We start from the raw sequence: 25,591 nt of genomic DNA, 5'->3' as shown, positions 1-25,591 counted from the left end.
GATGATCGCCTACTTGAGTGACGGCAAAGCGTTGGCAGCTCCGACCCCAACGCCAAGTGCCAGCGGGGAATCTCCGGCCTGAGCGACAGCCAGGGCAGCGTTGAGCGCCGCAAGCGTCGACGCGGGAGAATCCACCGTTGATATCGGTGTATCGAGTGCGCGCAGCTGCGCAACCATTGAGGAATCCTGCGAAGCATCGCCCACAAGTACCGAACGCGGTGCCACAGCGGCAATAGCTTTCGCCGTTCCCACCCATGCATCAAGCGCACGCGCGCTCGTGTCCTTGGCATGGGAATCAGCCTGTGCAGTTTGCACCGAACGAGCACCAACGAGGACGAGAGCCTGTGCGCCACCCTTGGGGTCCTCGGAAATTTCAAGAATCGGTGTTGAATCATCGGTGATGATGTCACGAACAAGATCTGTTTCAGAACCAGTTGTTGTCAGTACCTGAGCAATCGCATACCCCACAACACCATCCGCCGTTGTGTCGGCAGGGATATCCGCGTTCGTATGCGATTCCAGCGGGGTCGCCAAGGTCTGACGATAGGTCGACATGGAGGTCGAATCCCACTGATCTGTCAGCGCAACCGCGCCGACAAGTTTTGCTCCAGCTTTCTCAAGCGCAGCACGCACACGCTGAACATCCGACTCATCCGCACCGGGAAGAGCAACCGTAGCTACTGCAACATCAGTGAGAGTCCCCGGAAGGAACTGCGATTCAATCTGTTCAAGTCCCTTGGCCTCAGTCGACGCCATTGCTTTGGCCGCCGCAAGCTGCGAAGCAGTTGCGCCGCCGTCGCTGTCTTTCGAGGACTCGAGCGCCGTATTGAGACGCATCTGGAGCGGCCCCGCCCCCAGAACAACACCGACCGCCAGGGCAGCGAAAACAGCGATGAGGGAAATCAGGTGGTAACGGAAGTTAATCAACGGAGCCTCCTCAGCCCGCCGCCCCGCCCGACGAGGACGAGGAGAGATTCAAGAGATCGGCAAAAAACGAGGTGAAAACAGTAAACGCGTCGTGTCCTAAGGGAGTCGACCAGAAAGCAACACCACAGGTCGCAAGCACGACGCATGCGAGGAGGACGACGAGTCCCGAAGAAATTCGCGGCCGATGCGTCGCAGCAACCGATTCGGCACTGATCAACAGATCTGCCCCGAGCAGACGAGCGAAGAATGAGGGAGCCATCGCACCGCGTCCCTGGTCAACGAAGTCGTCAAGGGTGTGGTGTGCTCCAACGGTGACGATCGAACTCACTCGGGAATGAGCAGCAATTACCGTGGCAACATCTTCGCCGTTGCCGGACATCTCGATCGTCGAATAGTCGATACCCATGCGGTCAAGGCGTTCTTTACCCGGTGCTGTTCCGTCACGTTTCTGAGGGACAACCAGCTGAGCGCCCGAACGCAGCGACTTTTCAGAGACGACATCCATGTTGCCCACAATGATCTCTGGCTTCAGATGTGCAGCTCGGGCCACATCCGCCCCTGAATCGACGCCGATGACCACCGGATGGGTGTCACGAATCCATCGTTTGAGGCGTTTGAGCTGGGCAGCAGAGTCCTCGGAATCCATGACGAGCAGGACGATCTTGTCTTCGATCGACGGTGTTACCTGGGGAATACCTCGCCCTCGAACAAGAACATCTCCCTCAGTTTTGAGGAATTCCTCGATGGCGGCGGCGAAGGAAACAACCTGAGTGCGTACGCTTTCAGCTTCAACAGATTCACTGCGCAGTTCAGCGGCGAAAAGACGCGCATCAGCGATAACGTCATCTCCGCGCCGGATCGTGCCATCGATGATCTCAATGATGTCGCCTTCGCGCAGCGTCATCACATCTTCGCCGAGGTCATCGAAGAGGAGGATGCCGGCGTCCACAAGCATGTCCGGTCCGAGAACCTTATGACGCCCCGTCTGTGAGGGGGCAGCGTTGAGAACCGCAACCGGTTGGGCCGCGATGAGGGCCTGCGCTGTTGAGCGGTCAATATCGGGGTGGTCGATGACCGCGATATCTCCGGGTTCAAGTCGACTTGCTAGTCGCCGCGTCTGTTCGTCCACGCGCACCCGCCCTTCGAGGCGTGGTGAGCGAGCGGAATCGTCACGTTCGGTAGTACTCATCATCACTGAGATTGTGGCACGGTTGACCCCAGCACCTCGATAGCGTGCCGGCGCGCCGCCTTTGAGTGCGGATCACCACCCATCATTCGGGTGAGTTCGGCGTGGCGTTGCTCGCCGGTGACCTCTGTAACAGTGGTTAAACCATCAGCCTTTGAGACAACGAGGTGGCGCGACGCAAAGGCCGCAACCTGGGCGAGGTGGGTGACAACAATGACCTGACGTTCCTCGGCCAGGCGCGCTAGACGAGCCCCGACTTCCGTTGCTGTCTGGCCACCGATTCCCGCATCGACCTCGTCAAAAATAAAGGTTTCGGCCGTTGCGTCGCGCCCGAGAATCACTTCGAGAGCCAGCATCACACGAGAAAGCTCACCGCCGCTGGCTCCCTGTCCCAGGGGACGTTCGGGGGCTGACGGATGAGATTGAAGAAGAAAAACAACGTCTTCGAGGCCGTGCGATGAGGGTTTCGCCGAAGGAAGGTCAATCCGCACGTGAGCATCAGGCATAGCCAAAGCATGCAGTTCAGCGTCCACGGCCGTTGACAAACGATCAGCAAGTGCCGCGCGGGAGGCAGAGAGTCTTTTTCCAACGTCAAGGACTCGTTGCTGAGCAGCCGTGAGTTCCCGGCGAATCGATTCGGGATCAGATCCCGGACGCGTCAGTTCCGCCAAACGTGCGCGCGCTTGCTCGCGCCATTGAAGGAGTTCGGCGATATCTGAAGCGCGTCCTTCCATGAGACGCCGCAATGTTGCACGCCGGTCCTGGACCTCGTTGAGCCGCGCAGGATCGGAATCCAAGCCGCTGAGATATGACGACAGATCATCACGCAGACCTTCTACATCAAGCAGATACGACTCAAGCCGGTTTCCGTATTCTTCGAGGGAACCGTCGAAACGCTGAGCCGAGCGCACCTGCCCACCCGCGTCGCGCAGAGCACCAAGGGCTCCGTGTCCATCATCTGAATCAATGAGGCCAATCGCTGTACCGATGAGAACACGCAGGTCCTGAGCGTTTGTCAGCCGACGAGCAAGATCAGCAAGCTCATCGTCTTCGCCCTCGTAGGGGTCCGCGCGATCAATCTCATCAAGTGCTTCGGTCAGTGAGGTGATGTCCTCCACACGGCGATCATGATCCACAGTGGCCGCGTCGAGCTGCCGTTTGAGCGTGACCGCCGCCGACCACGCCTCTGCATAGTCAGCGAGGATCTGAGCGTGCTGCGATCCCCCAAATTCATCCAGAGCCGTTCGCTGAGCCTGGGGAGTGGACAAACGAACCTGATCGGACTGCCCGTGAATGGTCACCAACGGACGCAACACCTGTCCCAGAGTCGCAGCTGGAACAGGCCTGGACCCCACGTGTGCTCGTGAACGTCCGCTCGCTGGAACCGTACGGCCGACAATCAGTTCCCCATCCTCGACAATCCCACCGAAATCTTCGACCTCAGTCTGTGTTGACTGAGGGACCGTGAAAATCCCATCGACACTTGCCTGCTGCGCTCCGCGACGAACGAGGGCGGCATCGGCCCTCCCCCCGAGAAGAAGCTGAACGGAGGTCAGCACCATCGTTTTCCCCGCACCTGTTTCCCCCGTCACAACGGTGAGCCCTGAGCCAAACTCCAGGTGCGCATGTTCGATCACTCCGACGGCAGAAATATCAAGAGAAGAAATCATGCCAGTCCGCTCCGAGGGGACTTCCACCCGCGGATCGGCAGATGGAACTTTTCAACAAGACGCGTCGAAAAGGGCGTTGAATCCAAACGAGCAAGACGGATGGGTTTCTCACCCGCCCGAGCGATCACACTTGTTGCCGCCGGAAGCGTTGCCTGACGAAGACCATCGCACCACATTTCAGGTGCAGACCAGATGTTCTCCAAGATGACGATTTCGATATTTGACTGCGGACTCACCACGAGGGGGCGAGCAAAGAGGCCGTGGGCAGCCAGAGGCGCAATCACCATCGCCTGAGTATCGGGCCAGACCACCGGCCCTCCGGCTGAGAACGAATAGGCTGTTGACCCCGTCGGGGTGGCAATGACGATGCCGTCCGCACCATAGGTGGAGACATCCTGGCCATCAACAACAAGCGCAACATGCACCGGATGAGCGGCATCCGTGTGAATCACGACAGCCTCGTTAAGTGCCCAATCATGAAGTTCCTTACCGGCGGGCAGTTTCACCGTGATATCGAGAGTTAAACGCTCCTCCACGATGAAGTCGCCGTCGGCAATCCGCTTGGCTAGCTCGTCCACTCCCTGCTCGGATAGCTCAGCAAGGAACCCCATATGTCCCATGTTGACGCCGAGCAGAGGAACATCGTGTTCTCGGGCATGAGTTGCCGCCGAGAGGATCGTCCCATCGCCCCCCATTGCGAGAACAAGATCAACGGCTTCGTCTTCGCCCTCGTTAATGATGCGTATTCCCTGACGCACCAGTTCCTGCTCAACCTTTTCAGCGGCTTCAATGGCATTTGACCGATGAGTGTGCTTGACAAGCATGACCTGATGAATCATTGGTACCCACCCTTCTTTAGCCTTGCCGGACCGCGCGAAACAGCATCGACAATGCGATGGTGAAGCTCATCCTCACCGATACCCCCGCCAGCTTGACGATTCATCAGAAGGAAGTATTCGACGTTCCCCGCCGGCCCTGGAAGAGGTGAAGCCTCCACCGCATTGATCGACACTCCCAATTTCAACGCACTCTGAGCAACCTTTTCAACCGTCTCCACGTGATGTTGTGGATTACGGACAACGCCTCCATGACCGAGGCGTTCTTTCCCGATCTCAAATTGAGGTTTCACCATGAGAAGGAAGTTCGCGTCCTCCGTTGCCACGCCCACGAGCGCCGGCAAAACCAGTGTGAGCGAAATAAAGGACAGGTCACCGACGATGAGCTCTGCGCGCCGACCAAGTTGGTCAACGGTGAGTGTGCGCACATTCGTCCGGTCGTGGACCTCAACGCGGGGATCCTGCTGTAGTCGCCAGGCGAGTTGACCATAGCCAACGTCAACTGCCATCACGAGGCCAGCGCCTCGGCGAAGAAGAACATCCGTGAAACCGCCCGTCGAGGCACCCGCATCAAGACAGATCGCTCCGTCAATACGTGGGGCATCCTCCCCCAGAGCCTCAAGCGCGCCGGCCAGCTTATGTGCTCCCCGTGAGACGTAGTCGTCCTCGTCTGTTTCGGTGATGACAATCGCCTGGGCCGGGTCCATCTGCCGAGCGGGTTTGAGGACGACCTGTCCATCAAGGAGAACCCTTCCGGATTCAATGAGTTCCTGTGCGTGGGTGCGCGAACGCACCAGTTGGCGTCGCACAAGTTCCGAATCGATACGTCGCAGTTTCACGATGGCCTCGATGCCGACAGCATGTGCCGCAGCGACTCATCAACGTCACGAAGAACCTCAATGCGTTGCTGAATCGACATGTCTTCACATGCACGTATCCTGACCGCAAGCCGTGAAAGTGCACGCTCGTCCTCGTCCCCTAAATTCCCCGGGGACGAGGCGAGGTTGCTCGGATTCGGTACCTGAGTGGAGCTCATAGGCCTGACTGCGCTTACTCCTCGTCCTGGGAGGGCTCTTCCGCATCGGAATCGTTGCCCTCATCCAAGGCGTCATCGTCAAGGTCTGCGGTCATTTCGAGGAGTTCCTCAAGTTCCTCCTCACCGGGAAGGAACGTCACGGTCTCTTCTGAAGGTTCGTCCAGCGCATCCGCTTGAGATCCCAGCGAGGAATCCGCGTCGTCAAATCCATCGGATACTGGCGCGTCATCGGTTGGTTCCTCAACAAGAGGTTCCTCAACGATGCCCTCGGGATCGTCATTGTCAACGACACGCAGGACCGGGCAGCGAACGTCGACACCGTTATCCGCGGCATCCCACGACGCCACGGCAAGGGCTCGATAGGAATCCAAGGAAATCGTTGTTTCCTCAGTGAGTTCCACTCCATCAAGACTGAGGACGCCGTCGCGCGACACCTTCGCCGACTGAGAAACGCCGCACGTCCAGGTGCCGTCAACGTGGTGTTTGGGACGCGGATGCTCCTGAAGGACTCCAAGCATATTGAGTGCAAGGTACGCCGGACGTTGACCACGCGGAGCCACGATGATATCACGGGCCTGATGCACACCGGTGAGCACATGCATCGCCGGAATACCCGCCGCAACGGCACCCATGATGTCGGTTTCCAGACGGTCGCCAACTGCCAGCGGTTTCTCCGCATGAACGAGTGCTGCGCCACGCAGATAGATCCCGGGCTCTGGTTTTCCAGCAGCGATCGGCCGCTTACGGGTTGCGTGCTGCACCGCTCGAACCAACGAGCCGTTACCCAAGGCCTGGCCCCGCTCCGTGGGAAGGGTTGCATCGAGGTTCGTGGCGAAGAACTGCGCGCCGCGTTCAATAGCGAGCGCACCCTCGGTGAGCATGCCCCATGTGACATCCCGGTCGAGGCCCTGAACAACAGCGGCGGGTTCGTCATCAGCCGAGGCCACGAGTACATAGCCCGCCTCGGTCAATGCGTCACGAACCCCCTGACCGCCGATAACCAGGATCTTCGCACCCGGTTCAAGATGTTCCTCCATGATAGCGATGACGTCCATTGCGGAGGTCATGATGGTGTCGGCCTCAGCCTCAAATCCCATTGACGCCAGCTTGTCAGCGACCATCTGCGGGGTACGCATCGCATTGTTCGTGATGAAGCCGGTGCCCATTCCCAGGTCACGAGCCTTTTCAATCGCCTCATGCGCACCGTCAATCGGCTGCGATCCGGCCCATACTGTTCCGTCAAGATCAAGCAGCATGACGTCGTATTCCTCCGCCAGCACCTGGTTCCCTCCGCGCAACGGGGAGCGCTGGTGGTCAACATCAGCATCGGCGAATAGAGACAGATCAACGATGTCGGGATCGTCAATTTCCTGCGGAATTGATGCTTCAACGTCATCGGCTTCTTCTTGACGGTCAAGCTCACGCAGGCGATCAACTTTGACGCTCATCAGGCGCCGAACGAGTTCCGTATCCGCATCAGTCGGTAGCGCCGCAAGTGCATCATCAACGAGGACGAGGCCGACCTCGCTTTGTCCAAGATCTGCACGCGCTCCCGAGGAGACGAGGATAAGTTCGACTTGCTCGGCAAGATCCATGCCCTGTGTGTCTGTCTGGTCGATGATCTCAACGGCTTTTTCCGGATGCCCAAGCCCTCGTTCGCAGTCGGCTTCCACAGCCCGCAACGAGACATCGCCGCGCATACGTCGCACCGCGCGCACCTCGCGAAGTGCTTCCTCGTAGCGCCCAGATGCGTAGGCTGTGAGCGCCGCCGCTTCACGTACCACGTCGACACGCCCGGCGCGTCCCGTAGCAGCCACTGCGTGCCGATAGGCTTCCTCCGGTTCAAGATCAATGAGCTGGCCCGCCATCACGAGGTGACGAGCAACAATGTCCTTGTTGGGGCCCGAAAGAGTTGAGAGCGCACGCAGAGCATTCGCGTCGAGTTCTTCAGCTGAAACACCGGCGGGAATCGTCGGTTCATTGCCGTGAGGTGAGACGTATTCCTCTGTCGATGAGTAGGGACGGTTCGTGCGATCGTCCCGGTTCTGGCCGCCGCGAGGCTGATTTCCTCGACCCTGGTTTCCCCTGCCGCCCTGCCGGTTTCCTCCGCGTTCGAAACGACCACCGCGATCGTTAGTGCGTTCTGTCCGCGGGCCCCTGGTGAAACGGTCATCACGCTCTGTCCGGTTGCCGCGATTGTCGCGTAACGACTGTCCTTCACCACGGTCTGAACGAGAATCTCGCGAACCGTAGTTTGCACGGCGATCGTTGCCGTACCGATCATCTCCGCGTTCCTCGCGACGTCCTCGGTCAAAACGGTCACGCCTTTCACCGTTGCCTCGGTAGCCGTTCCGGTCTCCTCGGTCGAAGCGTCGCTGGTCGGAATAACCGCCCCCGCGCTCACCATTGCCCTCGCCGTATCGGGAACGAGGACGAGTTGGCGAGTTCTCTCCGAAGTCCTGGCCGCGTCCAAAACCCCGATCGTCCCTCGAGCCGTAGCCTTGACGACGGTCGTCTCCGTATCGGTTACCGTCGCGACGCTCGTTTCCTTGACGTCCGTTACCGAAGCGACCCGAACGCTCGTGATCGCCGCCGAACCCACGACCGTCACGACTATCGCGGGTGTCGCGCTGGTAGTCACGGTCACCATATCCGCCACGACGATCACCACCGTAGGTACCTTCACCCTCCGAACGGCGATCACGATAACCCCCGCGGCGATCGTCCGAGTAGCCGCCAGAGCGACCGTTACCGCGTTCTTTGCCACGCCAGGAACGGTCACCGGAATCACGCCATCTATTTTCGCGGCGCTGGAATCCACCACGGCCTGATTCTGATCGTCGCTGTTCATCTGCCATAGTGAAAACCTCTATTCTCGCGCAACGCGCACATGTCATCTCAGTCGCGCATTCCAATTCGTGCGCTGTTTAACCACATTGATCATACCCGCTGGCGTTGAGGTCACGCAGACTGAGTGTGAGAACCTGTGTGTGAGCTAACTCGGCTCTTGGGCATCACAGAGACCATCAAAGTCCCACTGCCCGGACGCTGATCTGTCGGTAATCGTTACCCGTAATATAGTGTGAATTGTTCTACTCAAACGGTGCTAGAACAGCTACGACAAGAAGAGAAGGACCTAGCAATGCTTACACCCCCCCAGAAATTGAACCGACAAACAGCCCAAGCTCCGGACGCGATCGAGGATTCTTTCGATCGATAGCCGATTCAACCAAGAAGAAGTTCAGTGACCGCGAACGGGAACACGAAGAACAGCTCCAAAAGGATGCTGAAATAGCGCGCATGGCCGGCCCAGCAATGACGCAGGGCGTATTTGGAGGCACAACAATCACCATTTATAAAAATGGATACGTACGTATCAAAGAGGGTGAGGAAACTTCTGATCTCGCCCGCCGAAACTCTGCAACAATCCGTGGGTTGACCGACTAAAAAAGGCTGTCAGCGCTTACGCTGACTCTCCGTTCGAAAAATTGCTTGACATCAACTTCGTTGACGGAACTGAACAGACGGCAAACCCAAATGGAACAAATGCTTTCTCTCAGGTTGCATCGCTGGTCAGCATGGGATTGAAGGCAAACCCTGTGGGTCTTGCGCTTGCTGGGGTTGAACATTTTATCAAGGCAACTTCAGGTAAATCGATTCTCACAATCACTACAGAAAATAGAGTGTATGCCTTAAACAACGCAAAAGATGATCTACTTAAAATCGTTGATCGCAGCCAAGTTGGTGTTGGTAAAGCACTCGAAAAGGTTGGCCTGGAAGTACTCGGCCGCATCAAGGAATCAGAAGAAGAGACGCCTATTCAACCGCAAGTTCAATCCGACCTGTCAGCGGATAAAGAATCCGCACTAGGCAAACTCCGAGACATTTCACTCCTCCATGACCAAGGCATCCTCGACGACGAGGAATATCGGGCAGCGAAAGCAAGGATCATCGAGAATATATAAAAAGTTTCTCCACACTGATCGCTGCGCGCCGACAGAGTCAATCATCATCCATCGTTACGGGGTTGGTGTGCCTTGTCCCGCGTGTGGTTGGCTTGTCCGTCTGTGTTTCCCAGTCGTATTGCGCGGTCACGGCTGGGTGGTGCCGTGTGTGTCGGCGCCCCTCTTGTCCCGTGTGTGTTGTGGTGTCCCGTTTTGTGGAGGCGTTCGTGGTTTACGCGTGGTTATGTGTGTGTGAGCCGGCACCCCTTGGGGGGTGTCGGCTCACACGGTTGTTTTGTTGTGGCGGTGTCCTACTCTCCCACACTCTCCCAAGTGCAGTACCATCGGCGCTGTGAGGCTTAGCTTCCAGGTTCGAAAAGGAAGGGCTGGGCGTTTCCCTCACGCTATGACCACCACAAGACTATTGGTCCACACACACTGCCCTAACCCCGTGTGTTGGGGTTTGGCTCTTGTTGTGTGGGTTGTGGGTGATTCGTATAGTGGTTGCAAACACAACACTCATTGTGCCACACACAATAATTGTGTGTGTGTTGTTGTTTAGTGTTGGCCCATTAGTACCAGTCAGCTCACACACCTCTTACAAGGCTTGCACTTCTGGCCTATCAACCCAGTAGTCTCCTGGGGGCCTTCCACCACCAAAGGGTGGTGCGGAAACCTCATCTCGAAGCAAGCTTCCCGCTTAGATGCTTTCAGCGGTTATCCCTCCCGAACGTAGCCAACCAGCCATGCACCTGGCGGTACAACTGGCACACCAGAGGTTCGTCCATCCCGGTCCTCTCGTACTAGGGACGGCCCTTCACAAGTTTCCTACGCGCACAGAGGATAGGGACCGAACTGTCTCACGACGTTCTGAACCCAGCTCGCGTACCGCTTTAATGGGCGAACAGCCCAACCCTTGGGACCAACTCCAGCCCCAGGATGCGACGAGCCGACATCGAGGTGCCAAACCATGCCGTCGATATGGACTCTTGGGCAAGATCAGCCTGTTATCCCCGGGGTACCTTTTATCCGTTGAGCGACCACGCACCCACGTGCCATGGCCGGATCACTAGTTCCTGCTTTCGCACCTGCTCGACCCGTCGGTCTCACAGTCAAGCTCCCTTGTACACTTACACTCAACACCTGATGACCAACCAGGCTGAGGGAACCTTTGAGCGCCTCCGTTACATTTTAGGAGGCAACCGCCCCAGTTAAACTACCCACCAGGCACTGTCCCCAACCCGGATCACGGGCCAAGGTTAGATGACCGCTCCCACCAGAATGGTATTTCAACGACGACTCCACCACCGCTAGCGCGACAGCTTCACAGTCTCCCACCTATCCTACACAAGCGAAAGCGAACACCAATACCAAGCTATAGTAAAGGTCCCGGGGTCTTTCCGTCCTTCTGCGCGAAACGAGCATCTTTACTCGTACTGCAATTTCACCGAGTTCACGGTCGAGACAGCGGAGAAGTCGTTACGCCATTCGTGCAGGTCGGAACTTACCCGACAAGGAATTTCGCTACCTTAGGATGGTTATAGTTACCACCGCCGTTTACTGGGGCTTAAATTCAAACCTTCACCACACAAGTATGGTTGAGTCTTCCTCTTAACCTTCCAGCACCGGGCAGGCGTCAGTGCGTATACATCGTCTTACGACTTCGCACGCACCTGTGTTTTTGATAAACAGTCGCTTCTCCCTATTCTCTGCGACCCCCAACCACCACCACACCGCATGGGCGTGAGACCGCCGGAGGTCCTCCTTATCCCGAAGTTACGGAGGAATTTTGCCGAGTTCCTTAACCATGATTCACTCGAACGCCTCGGTATACTCTACCTGACCACCAGAGTCGGTTTAGGGTACGGGCGCGTAACCCCCTCACGTCGAGGCTTTTCTTGGCAGCATAGGATCACCAGCAGCCAACCACAACGGCCAGCCTCATCAGTCCTCACCCACAATGTCACCCGGATTTACCTGAGCAACAGGCCACAACCTTAAACACACAAACCACCAGTGTGCGCCAGCTACCTTCCTGCGTCACCCCTGTTAACACGCTTACCTACACACCAGCAGGACCCCACAACCACCACAACACCCAACCCCAAAAGGGAAAGGCGAGCAGCGGCAAATGGTTAGCACACCAGCTTCAGCACTTGTCGGTTATTACGCGGTACCAGAATATCAACTGGTCACCCATCGACTACGCCTGTCGGCCTCGCCTTAGGACCCGACTAACCCAGGGCGGAAAAACCTGCCCCTGGAACCCTTAGTCAATCAGCGGACGGGATTCTCACCCGCCAAACGTTACTCATGCCTGCATTCTCACTCCCACACGCTCCACCAACCATCACCAGCAGGCTTCACCGCGAGCAGGACGCTCCCCTACCCACCCACACAACCCAAAAGGCTTTGCCCCTCAGGTCTTATACGTGTGAATGTCACAGCTTCGGCGGTACACTTAAGCCCCGCTACATTGTCGGCGCGAAACCACTTGACCAGTGAGCTATTACGCACTCTTTCAAGGATGGCTGCTTCTAAGCCAACCTCCTGGTTGTCACCGCGATCTCACATCCTTTCCCACTTAGCGCACACTTAGGGGCCTTAGCTGATGATCTGGGCTGTTTCCCTCTCGACTACGAAGCTTATCCCCCGCAGTCTCACTGCCATGCTCAACCTAATGGCATTCGGAGTTTAGCTGACGTCAGTAACCCAAAAGGCCCATCAGCCATCCAGTAGCTCTACCTCCACCAGGCAACACACAACGCTGCACCTAAATGCATTTCGGGGAGAACCAGCTATCACGGAGTTTGATTGGCCTTTCACCCCTACCCACAATTCATCCCCCCCATTTTCAACTGAGGTGGGTTCGGTCCTCCACAAAGTCTTACCCTTGCTTCAACCTGACCATGGGTAGATCACCCCGCTTCGGGTCCAGAACACGCGACACACGCCCAACAATATTTCAGACTCGCTTTCGCTACGCATCCCCCACACGGGTTAAGCACGCCACGCATCACTGACTCGCAGGCTCATTCTTCAAAAGGCACGCCATCACCCCACAAGGCTCTGACGGCTTACAGGCACCCGGTTTCAGGCACTATTTCACTCCCCTCCCGGGGTACTTTTCACCATTCCCTCACGGTACTATGCACTATCGGTCACCAAGAAGTATTCAGGCTTACCAAGTGGTCTTGGCAGATTCACACGAGATTCCACGAGCCCCGCACTACTCGGGCACCCAACCCGTCCCATCATGTCACGGTCCGCCTACACGACTATCACGCACTACGGTCACCCATCCCAGAATGTTCAACTCCCACAACACAACAAAACCCCACCCCGGCAGAGATGGAACGATCGAGCCCCACAACACCGCACACGCAACGCCCGCCGACTAATCACACGCACACGGTTTAGCCATCATCCGCTTTCGCTCGCCACTACACACGGAATATCTTTTCCTACGGGTACTAAGATGTTTCACTTCCCCGCGTTCCCCCCATCACCCTATACACGTTCAGATGACAGTAACCCCACACAACCAGGGCTAGGTTCCCCCATTCGGACACCCTCGGATCCAAGCTCGCTCGCCAACTCCCCGAGGCATATCGCAGGCCGCAACGTCCTTCATCAGCTCTTGATGCCAAGGCATCCACCGAATGCCCAACAAAACTAAACACAAACACAAAACACAAAAAATAAAGATGCTCGCAACCACTATACAAATCACCAACAACCCACCACACACCCAAACAACCACAGTAATAGCAGTCCAGATGCAAGCCACAGGCCACACAATGTTGAACCTGAACCCGACAGCATGCTCATCCATTACCTACGCCTGCAACCCCAAAACGCGCCCACACCCACCACACACAACGCATGATCAACAAGCATGAACACAAGAAAACACCACACACACAAACACGCGCGCACAGCATTCCCCAAAACGAGGCTCCCTAGAAAGGAGGTGATCCAGCCGCACCTTCCGGTACGGCTACCTTGTTACGACTTCGTCCCAATCGCCAATCCCACCTTCGACCACTCCCCCCAAAACGGTTAGGCCATGAGCTTCGGGTGTTACCAACTTTCGTGACGTGACGGGCGGTGTGTACAAGGCCCGAGAACGTATTCACCGCAGCGTTGCTGATCTGCGATTACTAGCGACTCCACCTTCATGGGGTCGAGTTGCAGACCCCAATCCGAACTGAGACCAGCTTTAAGGGATTCGCTCCACCTTACGGCATCGCAACCCTCTGTACCAGCCATTGTAGCATGCGTGAAGCCCAAGACATAAGGGGCATGATGATTTGACGTCATCCCCACCTTCCTCCGAGTTAACCCCGGCAGTCCCCCACGAGTCCCCACCACAACGTGCTGGCAACATAGGGCAAGGGTTGCGCTCGTTGCGGGACTTAACCCAACATCTCACGACACGAGCTGACGACAACCATGCACCACCTGCACACCCCCAACCAAATGCACCACCATCTCTAGTGGCTCAGGGCGCATGTCAAGCCTTGGTAAGGTTCTTCGCGTTGCATCGAATTAATCCGCATGCTCCGCCGCTTGTGCGGGCCCCCGTCAATTCCTTTGAGTTTTAGCCTTGCGGCCGTACTCCCCAGGCGGGGCACTTAAAGCGTTAGCTACGGCGCAGAAACCACGGGTGGCCCCCACACCTAGTGCCCAACGTTTACAGCATGGACTACCAGGGTATCTAATCCTGTTCGCTCCCCACGCTTTCGCTCCTCAGCGTCAGTAACGGCCCAGAGACCCGCCTTCGCCACCGGTGTTCCTCCTGATATCTGCGCATTCCACCGCTACACCAGGAATTCCAGTCTCCCCTACCGCACTCAAGCCAGCCCGTACCCACCGCACTCCCCCAGTTAAGCCAGGAAATTTCACGACAGACGCAACCAACCGCCTACAAGCCCTTTACGCCCAATAATTCCGGACAACGCTCGCGCCCTACGTATTACCGCGGCTGCTGGCACGTAGTTAGCCGGCGCTTCTTTACCCACTACCCTCACCCAGGCCCAAAACCCAGACTTGACCATGAGCGAAAGAGGTTCACAACCCGAAGGCCTACATCCCTCACGCGGCGTCGCTGCATCAGGCTTTCGCCCATTGTGCAATATTCCCCACTGCTGCCTCCCGTAGGAGTCTGGGCCGTATCTCAGTCCCAATGTGACCGGTCACCCTCTCAGGCCGGCTACCCGTCAAAGCCTTGGTAAGCCATCACCCCACCAACAAGCTGATAGGCCGCGAGCCCATCCCCCACCACAAAAGCTTTCCACCAACCCCCATGCGAAGGAAAGTGAATACCCAGTATTAGCAGCCGTTTCCGACCGTTATCCCAAAGAAGAGGGCAGGTTACTCACGTGTTACTCACCCGTTCGCCACTAATCAACAGCACAAAAAGCACCGCATCATCGTTCGACTTGCATGTGTTAAGCACGCCGCCAGCGTTCGTCCTGAGCCAGGATCAAACTCTCCGAACAAAAAACTCGAAAAAACCCAAACCAACCCAACCACAACAGCCAAGCCAGCCCAGGCAATCCCAACCAAAAACAACTCAAAAACAAAAAACAGGCATAAAAACAAACAAACACACTATCGAGTTCACAAACAACACCAATCACAAACCAACCCCAACCCCACAAACAGAGCCAAAGCCAGAAAGGACCAACCACCACCCAACCAACCACAAAGCCAGCCAAGCGACAAGAAAAAACACTACCCACCCACACAGCACACGTCAACTTCAGCTGGAGCGATCCGCCTCACACTCTGGAAGTTCCGTTAAATTCCGCGTAAGTTCGCTGGGGGACGAGGGGAAGACATGAGCATCTGGGCAGGACGGCACGAGCACAGCGGGGAGGAACCTCAGGATGAACGCGCCTTGTTCGGCATCGGTTCATAGTGTTCGCCGCCGAGCGCAGCGCGGGCGGGAAAGCCAGCGCGAGCGCGCCACGCTCAGCAGCGGACGTTCACGCACTCAGCGCATCGGTGTCACAGTCAGCACCAATGCAGCGCACCGCGCTCAGCGAACGATCATCGCATCTCGACAACGGCGAGATTTCGTCGTCCCTTGCGGATAAGAACGAGGTTTCCCGCAAGCAGATCATCAGAATTGATCGGCTTGTCCTCATCCTCCACCTTGACGTTGTTGATCGATGCACCACCGGAAGCAACGGTTCGACGCGCCGCGCCTCGTCCCTTTTCAAGTCCGGACTCCACCAGAGCGTCAACGATTGTTGCTTCGCCAAGTGTCAGCGATGCCCTCGGTAGGTCGGCAGTTGCCGCCGTGAGGGTCACCTCATCGATATCACGCAAGTCACCCTTACCCCACAGGGCTTCCGTTGCTCGCAGCACACGATCCAGTTCCTCACGCCCGTGGACCAGCTCAGTCACAGACGCGGCAAGTGCCTTTTGGGCGGCGCGCAGATGGGGACGCTCAGCGACCTCGGCTTCAAGAGCCTCAATTTCCTCACGAGACATGAAAGTGAAGATTTTCGCCAGGCGAATAACGTCGGCATCTGCAACCTGCAACCAGAACTGGTAGAAGGCGTACGGGGACATCATGTCGGGATCTAGCCAGATGGCACCGCCCTCGGACTTGCCGAACTTCGTCCCATCAGACTTCGTAATGATCGGCGTGGTCAGGACGTGGGTGTCGGCTCCCTCGACTTTACGAATGAGGTCGACCCCACCGACCATGTTGCCCCACTGGTCGTTTCCACCGGTCTCAAGGGTGCAGCCGTAGCGACGGAACAGTTCGAGATAGTCATTCGCCTGAAGCACCTGGTAGGAGAACTCCGTGTAGGAAATACCTTCCTCGGACTCGAGGCGGCGCGCAACAATATCTTTGCCGAGCATCGTCCCCATGCGGAAGTACTTACCGATTCCCCTTAACAGGTCGATCGCTGACATATCCGCTGTCCAGTCAAGGTTGTTGACCATGATGGCTGCGTTCGGACCGTCAAAATCAAGGAAACGTGAGATCTGGCTCTTGAGGCGTTCAGCCCACTGAGCAACCACGTCTGTGGAGTTGAGTTGGCGTTCCCCGGACTGACGCGGATCACCAATCTGTCCTGTTGCACCACCAACAAGCGCCAGCGGACGATGCCCGGCAAGCTGAAGGTGACGCATAAGAATCAGCTGAACGAGGTGACCGTGATGCAGTGACGCGGCAGTCGGATCATAACCGCAATAGAAAGTCACCGGTCCCGCAGCAAGCTGGGCTCGAAGAGCCTCAAAATCAGTGTGCTGAGCGATCAGTCCTCGCCATTGCAGTTCGTCGAGAATGTCGGTCACGACAAGCCCCTCTTTCATAAAGTCCAAACGATAGGGGTCCCTTTTCAGTGCCCGTCAGCCCGCGAGAGTGTCCGTTACTCTGCATGAGAGCCGGTTCGCGAACCGGGACAGGCACTCATCGGCGGCACATGACAAGCATCGCGCACGACCCCGGGGATGAGTCTAACGAATATCCCGACTTGCCCACGACTCTGCTTGGTCCACGGCCACGCGAATCTCCGCGAGCTGACTGCGAACCTGCTCAGGTGCAGTTCCCCCACGCGCGTTTCGCTGCGACACGGAGCCTTCAATGGTCAAAACGTTGCGCACCTGAGGAGTCACGTATTCCGATGCCTGCGCGAACTCATCGTCTGTGAGATCAGCCAATTCAACCCCGCGTGTTTCCGCGATCTGCACGCACCGGCCGGCGATCTCATGGGCATCCCGGAAAGGAATACCTCTCTTAACCAACCATTCGGCAATGTCTGTGGCCAGCGAGAATCCCTGTGGGGCAAGTTCCTCCATGCGGTCGAGATGGAGAGTCATCGTGTCAACCATTCCCGACACAGCAGGCAGGAGCACGTCGAGCGTGTCAATTTGATCGAAGACAGGTTCTTTGTCTTCTTGCAGATCCCGGTCGTAGGCCAAAGGGATGCCTTTGAGAACGGTGAGCAGAGCCGTCAGGTCACCGATCATGCGGCCAGCCTTGCCGCGAGCAAGTTCAGCGACATCCGGGTTCTTTTTCTGCGGCATAATTGACGATCCCGTGGAATATGAGTCGTCAAGCGTGACGTAGCCGAATTCCTTCGTGTTCCAGATAATGATTTCTTCGCTGAGTCGGGAGATATCTACGCCGATCATCGCCATGATGAATGAGAATTCAGCAACAATGTCACGCGAAGCGGTGCCGTCAATCGAGTTCGCCACGGAGTCAACAAATCCCAGGTCATGCGCGATTGCCTGAGGGTCCATTCCCAGAGTGTTCCCGGCGAGGGCCCCCGATCCGTAGGGCGACAGCGCCGCCCGTGAATCCCAGTCCGTCAGGCGCTCAACGTCACGAATAAGAGGCCACGCGTGCGCAAGGAGATGATGGGCAACGAGGACGGGTTGCGCATGCTGCATGTGCGTGCGCCCAGGCATGATTGCATCTCCCGCGGCTTCGGCCTGCCCGATGAGTGCGCGAACAACGTCGAGGACACGCGAGGCAAGGTGACGTGCTTCGTCTCGCAGATACATCCGGATGAGTGTGGCGATCTGGTCGTTTCGGGATCTGCCGGCTCTGAGTTTTCCTCCCAGCCCCGGTCCCGCGATCTCAATGAGTCCCCGTTCGAGAGCCGTGTGGACGTCCTCGTCCTCGGGTGAAGGAATAAATTCCCCCGTGGTCACGCGCCGATCAAGTTCGGTGAGGGCTTCGTGCATTGCCGCGCATTCGTCATCTGTGAGGAGTCCCGCCGTGTGGAGTCCATCGGCGTGAGCGTGCGACCCGGCGATGTCGACGTGGGCCAGACGGAAGTCGAAGTGCGTTGACACCGATAGCGCGGCAAGGGCTTGCGATGGTCCTCCCGCGAAGCGGCCTCCCCAAAGGCTAATGGACGAGGACGAGGACGACGAGTCTGCGGGCGTCATAGATTTCTAGGACCTTTCATGTACATGAGGATCTGTGGAAAGTTCGCGGCTGCGTGCGCCAAGCCACGTGGCGATGACGACGAGGAGAAGCCAATTCCCCTCGAAAAGAAGACGCGATTCCGAAAGGGATTGACCGATGAGTGTCACAAGGATCGTCACCGGCCACTGAGAGGAACGATCAACGTCTAGCCCAGCGAGCGCAATCCGCATCGACTGATAGATCATTACGGCGAGGATCGCGACGAGGAGGAAAGCCCCGACGATTCCCAGTTGGAATAGTGCCTCGATGAAGGCGTTGTGGGCCTGCGTCGTCGGAGTTTTGTCTGCGCGGGGAATGAGTGTGGCGAAGCGCGGATCCGAGGCGGGCCATCCGATGGTCCATCCCCATCCGAGGATCGGATGCTCCTGCCACATGGGGAGCAGTATGCGCCAGATTTTTCCGCGCCCAGTGAAGTCGGTGGACTTGTTCAGCAGCTTGGCGACGGCGGGATAGAAGATCACTAAGAGGGCCGCCAACACGCCGAGTCCGATAAGCAGCAGTGTTCCGACGCTGCGGCGCCGGGATTGTGGCTGACGCCTAACGATGGAAAAACACGCCATGACAAGGAAACAGGCGAGGACGCACAGCGTCGTCGTTGCCGAACGAGTCAGGGCGAGGGTGAGGAAACAGATCGCTGCCCACGTCAGGCTCGACGCCAACGACCGCTGCTGGTCGCGCCACTGCGCCCACAGGCAAATGAGGAGGAGAAGGGCAACGAAGGAGAAGGGGTTGCGATTGCCCATGAAGCCTTGGATTGCCCCGCCCTTGAAGAGGGCGTTGTTCACCCAGTAGTGGAGTTCTGGAACTGTGTCCATCCCCCACATGGGAATCGGTGCAAGCTTGTGTCGCAAAATCACGGCAACGAAAAGCTCGAGGGCGTAGGAGGCAATGAGGATCGCCTGGAAGGAGACGACGACCGACTGGATGATCCCTCGTAGCGTCAGGCAGGAAGCAATTGCGACGGCGGTGACCGTGGCGAACACCTGAACAACAGCGAAAGCCGCGGTGTGTCCTGGGTACTGTGACCAGATGACGCTCAGTGCGCACAGCAGAACGAATGCGGCGATGAGCGGCGGCGTGTTGCCCCAGCGAATTGTTCGGCCCGACATATACAGCGCCGCAATGAAAAGCGCGAAAACACCGGCCATGACGATGCTGGACTGATACATGCCGACGATGTTGCGGATGCCTTGACCGGCAAAGCCGATGAAGAACATCGCGACGATGCTCCACACCAGGATGTTCGACGCCACGCGTTCTCGCTGGCTCTCGATAGGTGAATAACTCCGTGGCTGCTCAAAGGCCACCGCGCCTTGATGGGGAGAAAAAGCGGCGGTGAAAAATCCGTGGACGGGAACCAACCCGTCACGAAGTGATTGAGTCACTCCGCTGACACTCACGCTCACAGAGTGTAGAGACACGTCATTCTCACCGCCGCTCAACAATCGATGCTGATGATCAGTGCGCATGATCTCGCACTGACAGCATCTTAGTATCCGCGATTCACACCCATCCGGACATCACGCGCAGCCGCGAGTTTCGACTGCAATCCGTAAATGTCAATGAATCCGCGAGACGACGACTGGTCGAAGGTATCGCCCGTGTCGTATGTGGCCAAGTTGAAGTCGTAGAGGGAGGCATCGGAGCGGCGGCCGTTGACCGTTGCGCGTCCCGCGTGCAAAACCATGCGGATATCGCCGGACACGTAGGTCTGAGTGTCTTCAATGAAGGCATCCATTGAGCGCTTGAGCGGCGAGTACCACTGAGCTTCATAGACGAGTTCACCCCACGTCTGCTCCATTTGGCGCTTGTACCGACGTTGCAGCCGCTCAAGGGTCACCGATTCAAGGGCCTGATGCGCGGCAATGAGGGCAACAGCGCCAGGAGCCTCGTAAATTTCTCGCGACTTGATGCCAACGAGGCGGTCCTCGACCATGTCGATCCTGCCGATCCCCTGGGCACCGGCGCGGCGGTTCATTTCTTGAATGGCTTCAAGCGGCGTCACAGAGCGCCCATCAATGGCCACGGGAATTCCCTTGTCGAAGGTAATGACGACCTCGTCGGGCAACGGCGGATAGGTCGGATCATCCGTGTACACGTAGACATCTTTCGTCGGCGCATTCCACAGGTCTTCGAGGTAACCGGTCTCGATGGCACGTCCCCAGACGTTCTGGTCAATGGAGAAAGGGTTGTGCTTCGTGGTTTCAATCGGCAGGTGATGCTTCTGCGCGTAGTCAATCGCCACGTCCCGAGTCAGGGCGAGGTCACGGACAGGAGAAATGCAGTCCATGTCAGGAGCCATCGAGGTAATGGACACCTCGAAACGCACCTGGTCGTTGCCCTTGCCGGTGCATCCGTGAGCAACAGTGGAGGCACCGAATTCTCGCGCAGCTTTGACGAGGTGTTTGACGATGACGGGACGTGAAAGCGCCGATACCAGCGGATATTGTCCTTCGTAGAGGGCATTTGCTTTGAGCGCCGGCATGCAGTAGTCCTCGGCGAACTCGTTGCGCGCGTCGGCAACGTAGGCTTCGACGGCTCCACAGTCGAGGGCGCGCTGGCGAATCACTTCGAGGTCTTCACCTCCCTGGCCAACGTCAACGGCAACTGCAACGACCTCGCGGCCTGTCTGCTCTCCGATCCATCCGATGGCAACGGATGTGTCCAGACCACCGGAGTAGGCCAGGACGACGCGATCTTTACTTTGCGACATATGTGTGTCCTTTTCGTGGAAGGTGTTATTTCCTGACGTGTGTTGTGTTGTCTTCCGGCTGGCGAGCCTCAGCTCCCCGCCTAGTCCGCGACCGCCGGAGTCGGGGACGAGGACGGATCAGCGAGCTTCATCAGTCGGTGCTCAACGATCTGTGCTTCTGCCGGTGTTCGGCAGATCACGAGGATTGTGTCATCTCCTGCGATCGTTCCAACAATTTCATCAAAACGTGCGGAATCGAGCGCGGATCCAAGGAGGTTTGCTCCGCCGACGAGCGTGCGGATCACCAGCTGGTGTTCGATACGGATCGCGGTGACGAGAAGCGATTGGCACCACCGAACAAGACGTTCCTGAGTGGCTTCACCGTCATGGGTTGGGACGCCATCAATATCGGGCACCGAATACTGCAGCACCCCATCGGCGGTCCGAATTTTTGTTGCCCGCATATCCATGAGGTCACGTGAAAGCGTTGCCTGAGTGACGTCGACACCCAGATCCACAAGCTGTGATCGCAGCTGTTCTTGCGATGCGATATGTGTCGATGCCAGGATCTCTCGGATCGCTGCTTGCCGTCCAGCGCGAGTCGACGGAATAGCGGGAGTCATTTCGAGTCCTTTCGCTCGGCCGAAACCATTGTCTGCGCTTGGCTGATCATCGACGGGAATGCGTCAACGAAGCTCGCTGCTTCGTCTTGGCTGAGGATCAGTGGCGGTGCCAGCCGCAGAACTTTCGCAGATGTTGCGTTGACAATGAATCCGGCGTCGCGAGCACACGCAACAATCTGTGGCGCGATGTCGTGCGTCAATTCGATGCCGATGAGGAGGCCTCGTCCTCGTACCTCTGAAATCATGTGGGGAGCGGCCTCTCGCAGGGCGCAGCGTAGCCAATGGCCGAGGTCGCGGGCGTGTTCAATGAGGCCCTCGGACTCAATGGTGTCGAGGACGGCCACGGCCGCTGCCGCGCACACGGGATTTCCTCCGAAAGTTGTCCCGTGCATTCCCGGTCCAAGGATTGAGGCCGTCTCCCCGAAGGCAACACACGCTCCGATGGGCAGTCCGCCGCCCAGTCCCTTAGCCAAGGTGACAACATCGGGAGTGATCGCGCTGTGATGATGTCCCATCCATGCGCCGGTTCGCCCAATACCGCATTGAACTTCATCAACAACTAGCAGCGCCCCGTGTTCGCGCGTCAGTTCTCGCGCGAGGCGCAGATAGTCGTCGTCCAGAACGTGCACTCCTGCTTCGCCTTGGATGGGTTCAACGAAGAAACCGGCGACGTCCTCGTTCATTGCTGTGCGTAGGGCATCACTATCGTTTGCCGGGATAAATTCGATTCCCGGAATGAGCGGCGCGAAGGGCTGCCGGTATGCCTCTTTCCATGTCAGCGACAGTGCCCCGAGGGTCCGGCCGTGGAATGCATGATCGAGGACGAGGATCCGTGTGCGCCCTGTCGATACGCCGTAGGCCTTGACGATCTTCAATGCGCACTCATTTGCTTCCGCCCCTGAATTGGCTAAGAAGACACGTGATTCCTCGGGTGTCTCATCGGTGGAGATGATGGATAGCAGGCGTTCTGCCAATTGGATATGCGGAGGTGTTGCGAAATAGTTTGAGACGTGACCGAGGGTGTGGATCTGCTCGGTGACCGCCGCGACAACGGCAGGGTGAGCCTGACCGAGGACGTTGACGGCAATTCCCCCCAGGAGATCAAGGTATTCCTTTCCTTCGTCGTCAACGAGGGTGCATCCGTGTCCACCGGTGAGGGTGAGCTGCGGGGTTCCGAAGGTGTTCATCACAGCTCCGGCATAGCGCGCAGCCCATGTCTCAGCGGCGTGTTTCGCGTGTTCGGGGGCCTGCCCCGTCGTCGCGTCGGCGACTGGGGTGGCGGGTGTCATCGGATTTGTCGGAGTATTCATGATGAGTAGGCGCTGTTTTCGTGAACGTAGTCGTGTGTCAGGTCGTTGGTCCACAGTGTGACCTCGGTGTTTCCTGCGCCGAGGTCGATGACAATCCGAACGTCCCGGCCGGTCATGTCAACCAACTCACGGGGCTCTCCCAGTCCGCCACCGCGACACACCATGACGCCGTTAATTGAAACATTCACGTGGTCCGGGTCGTAGGGGGCAACGTCTACCGGCACGGTGCCGACTTCGGAAAGGATTCTCCCCCAGTTCGGGTCATTACCAAATACTGCGGTCTTGAAAAGATTTGATCGGGCGACGGCTCGGGCAACGGCTTCACCGGCTTTCTCATCAGACGCATTCGTCACCACGATTTCGATGTCGTGTGAGGCGCCCTCGGCATCGGCAATCAGCTGCTTGGCTAACGCCCCGCACGCATCGCGCAGAGATTCGGTAAAGACTCCGGCATCGACCCTCACCCCGGAGGCTCCCGATGCCAGGAGGATCACGGAGTCGTTCGTTGACATACATCCGTCCGAGTCGGTGCGATTAAAGGTTGTCCGTACGGCTTCCGCAAGGATCTCCGTCGCCGATTCGGCGGGAAGGATCGCGTCGGTTGTCAGGACGCACAGCATTGTGGCCAGCCCGGGGGCGAGCATTCCCGCTCCCTTTGCCATTCCCCCAATCGACCATCCGGCCGGGTCTAAGTATTCGTAGGTTTTGGCCACGGTATCGGTGGTGCGGATGGCGTCCGCGGCGTTGAATCCGGCCTCAGCTGAGGACTCAAGGGTGGCGGCAGCGGTGTCGATACCGGCGATCAGCGCCTCCATCGGCAGACGTGTCCCAATCATCCCCGTTGAACACACGCCAACTTCCGTGGGGTCGAGGCCGAGTACCTGTCCGACGTAGCTTGCCGTTGTATGGGCATCTTCGGCACCTGGCTGCCCCGTACATGCGTTCGCACCGCCGGAGTTGAGCACAATCGCGCGCAGTGTCGCGCGGCTCAGGTGAGCGCGAGTGAGGGTCACCGGTGCGGCAACAACGCGGTTCGATGTGAAAACTCCGGCGGACACCGGGTGTGGTCCCTCATTGACAACGAGGGCGAGGTCTCTATTTCCCGTGGACTTGATTCCAGCGGCGACACCCTGCGCCCGGAATCCTTGGGGAGCGGTCACTGAGCATGTATCTGTCACGGCGTTACTCCAATCATGGGGATTCCAGTCCATTCATCGAGCCCGAGGGCGAGATTGGCACTCTGAATAGCTGCGGTTCCTGTTCCCTTGCCGAGGTTGTCAATTGCTGCAAGTGCAACGAGGACCCCTGCTCTGTCATCAACGAAGACGTTGACCTGTGCGCGGCCTGTGCCGATGACGGGTTTCGTTGTCGGGATTTCTCCATTGCCGAGGACGTCGATCGCCGTTTCCTCGCGGTAAATTTCTAGGGCGGCGCGGCATTGGTCCGGGGTGACGTTGGGGCGAAGCGGGGCTGTGACCGTGGCAAGGATTCCTCGGGATACGGGGACGAGGACGGGCGTGAATGCAACGCGAACGTCTTGGCCACCGGCAACGTGAAGGTTCTGGATGATCTCGGGGATATGACGATGGGTACCGCCGACGCCGTATGGGACGAGATTGCCCAGAGCTTCGGATGCCAGAAGCCGAGTGGCCGCTTTCTTCCCCGCTCCGGAGTAGCCGACGGCGAGGGTTGCGTTCAGCGCGCTGGCATCAACGATTCCCGCATGGACGGCTGGTTGAATTGCCAGGGTCACCGCAGTGACATTGCATCCGGGAACGGCGATTCGTTGGGTCTTGGCCAGGGCGGCGCGCTGCGCAGTCGCGGTGTGTTCTCCTGCGTGGATGAGTTCGGGCATGCCGTAGGTCCAGGCAGGGCTGAATGTGCTTGCGTAGTAGCGTTCCCATTCGGTGGCGCTGGTGAGGCGATGGTCGGCCGCGCAGTCAACGACGAGTGTTTTCGGGCTCTTTTGCGCCAGTTCCTCACCGATTTTCCCCGAATGTCCGTGAGGAAGGGCAAGGAAGACAACGTCATGACCGGCGAGCACGTCAACCGTTGTTTCACGGATACGCAAATCTGCCAGTGCCGTCAGGTGTGGCTGATGGTCAATCAGACGGTCGCCCGCTGTTGATGAGCCGGTGACCGTTGTCACTTTCATGTGGGGATGCTGCCCAAGGAGCCGAAGAATTTCTCCCCCGGCGTATCCGGAGGCTCCGGCAACTGCTACCGAAAACATCATGTGTATGATTATACGCTTCAACGCATGAAAATGAAATCAGCGTTTCATGTGACATACATCGAGCCCGAGCGCTCAGCTCGCGAGCCCCATGACCCTCTCAGACACGGGAAGCCAGCCTTTGGACACTGCCCCCTCAGCCGCACACACCGACAAACGGCGGCACAAA

Annotated in this window: 17 protein-coding genes and 3 rRNA genes; 2 read left to right on the top strand and 18 right to left on the bottom strand. The window is 57.8% G+C overall.

Going from position 1 to position 25,591, the window contains the following annotated elements; all coding sequences use genetic code 11:
- Window positions 1-9 precede the first annotated feature (9 nt).
- From G7Y41_RS04395 to G7Y41_RS04365, 7 genes are read right to left on the bottom strand one after another with little or no spacing between them, the layout of a single operon-like run.
- Window positions 10-927 carry a copper transporter gene (locus tag G7Y41_RS04395; RefSeq protein ID WP_165315278.1) on the bottom strand — a complete coding sequence of 306 codons (918 nt, stop codon included), beginning with the start codon at window positions 925-927 and terminating at the stop codon, window positions 10-12.
- A gap of 10 nt (window positions 928-937) precedes the next feature.
- Window positions 938-2,119: a putative cytokinetic ring protein SteA gene (gene steA, locus G7Y41_RS04390; protein WP_165315277.1), complete on the bottom strand. Its 1,182-nt coding sequence runs from the start codon at window positions 2,117-2,119 to the stop codon at window positions 938-940.
- The gene (gene recN, locus G7Y41_RS04385; protein ID WP_165315275.1) at window positions 2,119-3,783 is read right to left on the bottom strand and encodes a DNA repair protein RecN; all 1,665 of its coding nucleotides are present in this window, start codon (window positions 3,781-3,783) and stop codon (window positions 2,119-2,121) included. Before recN ends, steA begins: the two co-directional genes overlap by 1 nt.
- Window positions 3,780-4,622 carry an NAD kinase gene (locus tag G7Y41_RS04380; protein ID WP_269207962.1) on the bottom strand — a complete coding sequence of 281 codons (843 nt, stop codon included), beginning with the start codon at window positions 4,620-4,622 and terminating at the stop codon, window positions 3,780-3,782. Before G7Y41_RS04380 ends, recN begins: the two co-directional genes overlap by 4 nt.
- Window positions 4,619-5,458: a TlyA family RNA methyltransferase gene (locus G7Y41_RS04375; RefSeq protein ID WP_165214429.1), complete on the bottom strand. Its 840-nt coding sequence runs from the start codon at window positions 5,456-5,458 to the stop codon at window positions 4,619-4,621. The genes G7Y41_RS04380 and G7Y41_RS04375 overlap by 4 nt, the downstream gene beginning before the upstream one ends.
- On the bottom strand, window positions 5,455-5,655 hold the full coding sequence (locus G7Y41_RS04370; protein WP_165315274.1) for a hypothetical protein: 201 nt from the start codon (window positions 5,653-5,655) through the stop codon (window positions 5,455-5,457). Before G7Y41_RS04370 ends, G7Y41_RS04375 begins: the two co-directional genes overlap by 4 nt.
- Window positions 5,656-5,669: 14 nt before the next feature.
- Window positions 5,670-8,513, bottom strand: a complete 2,844-nt coding sequence (locus G7Y41_RS04365; RefSeq protein WP_231367374.1) for an HAD-IIA family hydrolase — start codon at window positions 8,511-8,513, stop codon at window positions 5,670-5,672.
- A 442-nt stretch (window positions 8,514-8,955) separates the two neighbouring features.
- Between G7Y41_RS04365 and G7Y41_RS04360 the strand changes: the two genes are divergently transcribed.
- Entirely contained in the window at window positions 8,956-9,102 is a 147-nt protein-coding gene (locus G7Y41_RS04360) for a hypothetical protein (RefSeq protein WP_196819550.1), read from the top strand.
- Between the two features lie 41 nt (window positions 9,103-9,143).
- Window positions 9,144-9,620: an SHOCT domain-containing protein gene (locus G7Y41_RS04355; RefSeq protein WP_165315273.1), complete on the top strand. Its 477-nt coding sequence runs from the start codon at window positions 9,144-9,146 to the stop codon at window positions 9,618-9,620.
- Window positions 9,621-9,897: 277 nt separating this feature from the next.
- Here the strand turns inward: G7Y41_RS04355 and rrf are convergent.
- The 11 genes from rrf to argC all read right to left on the bottom strand — a co-directional run bounded on the left by rrf (window position 9,898) and on the right by argC (window position 25,425).
- A 5S ribosomal RNA gene (rrf, locus tag G7Y41_RS04350) occupies window positions 9,898-10,017 on the bottom strand.
- A gap of 135 nt (window positions 10,018-10,152) precedes the next feature.
- Window positions 10,153-13,281: ribosomal RNA gene (locus G7Y41_RS04345) — 23S ribosomal RNA — on the bottom strand.
- A 284-nt stretch (window positions 13,282-13,565) separates the two neighbouring features.
- Window positions 13,566-15,103: ribosomal RNA gene (locus G7Y41_RS04340) — 16S ribosomal RNA — on the bottom strand.
- Together the 16S, 23S and 5S rRNA genes form the textbook arrangement of a ribosomal RNA operon.
- Window positions 15,104-15,656: 553 nt before the next feature.
- Window positions 15,657-16,919 carry a tyrosine--tRNA ligase gene (tyrS, locus tag G7Y41_RS04335; RefSeq protein WP_165316423.1) on the bottom strand — a complete coding sequence of 421 codons (1,263 nt, stop codon included), beginning with the start codon at window positions 16,917-16,919 and terminating at the stop codon, window positions 15,657-15,659.
- A gap of 162 nt (window positions 16,920-17,081) precedes the next feature.
- The gene (gene argH, locus G7Y41_RS04330) at window positions 17,082-18,524 is read right to left on the bottom strand and encodes an argininosuccinate lyase (protein ID WP_165316422.1); all 1,443 of its coding nucleotides are present in this window, start codon (window positions 18,522-18,524) and stop codon (window positions 17,082-17,084) included.
- A gap of 6 nt (window positions 18,525-18,530) precedes the next feature.
- Entirely contained in the window at window positions 18,531-19,949 is a 1,419-nt protein-coding gene (locus G7Y41_RS04325) for an O-antigen ligase family protein (protein WP_165316421.1), read from the bottom strand.
- Between the two features lie 104 nt (window positions 19,950-20,053).
- The gene (locus tag G7Y41_RS04320; RefSeq protein WP_165217913.1) at window positions 20,054-21,277 is read right to left on the bottom strand and encodes an argininosuccinate synthase; all 1,224 of its coding nucleotides are present in this window, start codon (window positions 21,275-21,277) and stop codon (window positions 20,054-20,056) included.
- An 80-nt stretch (window positions 21,278-21,357) separates the two neighbouring features.
- Window positions 21,358-21,879, bottom strand: a complete 522-nt coding sequence (gene argR / locus G7Y41_RS04315; protein WP_165217915.1) for an arginine repressor — start codon at window positions 21,877-21,879, stop codon at window positions 21,358-21,360.
- Entirely contained in the window at window positions 21,876-23,189 is a 1,314-nt protein-coding gene (locus tag G7Y41_RS04310; RefSeq protein WP_231367373.1) for an acetylornithine transaminase, read from the bottom strand. The genes argR and G7Y41_RS04310 overlap by 4 nt, the downstream gene beginning before the upstream one ends.
- Entirely contained in the window at window positions 23,186-24,367 is a 1,182-nt protein-coding gene (gene argJ / locus G7Y41_RS04305) for a bifunctional glutamate N-acetyltransferase/amino-acid acetyltransferase ArgJ (RefSeq protein WP_231367372.1), read from the bottom strand. The genes G7Y41_RS04310 and argJ overlap by 4 nt, the downstream gene beginning before the upstream one ends.
- Window positions 24,364-25,425: an N-acetyl-gamma-glutamyl-phosphate reductase gene (gene argC / locus G7Y41_RS04300; protein ID WP_165316419.1), complete on the bottom strand. Its 1,062-nt coding sequence runs from the start codon at window positions 25,423-25,425 to the stop codon at window positions 24,364-24,366. Before argC ends, argJ begins: the two co-directional genes overlap by 4 nt.
- Between the last annotated feature and the right edge of the window lie 166 nt (window positions 25,426-25,591).

This window comes from Schaalia sp. ZJ405 (genome assembly GCF_011038885.2).
Taxonomy (GTDB): domain Bacteria; phylum Actinomycetota; class Actinomycetes; order Actinomycetales; family Actinomycetaceae; genus Pauljensenia.
This window is presented reverse-complemented; position numbering and strand designations above follow the sequence as displayed.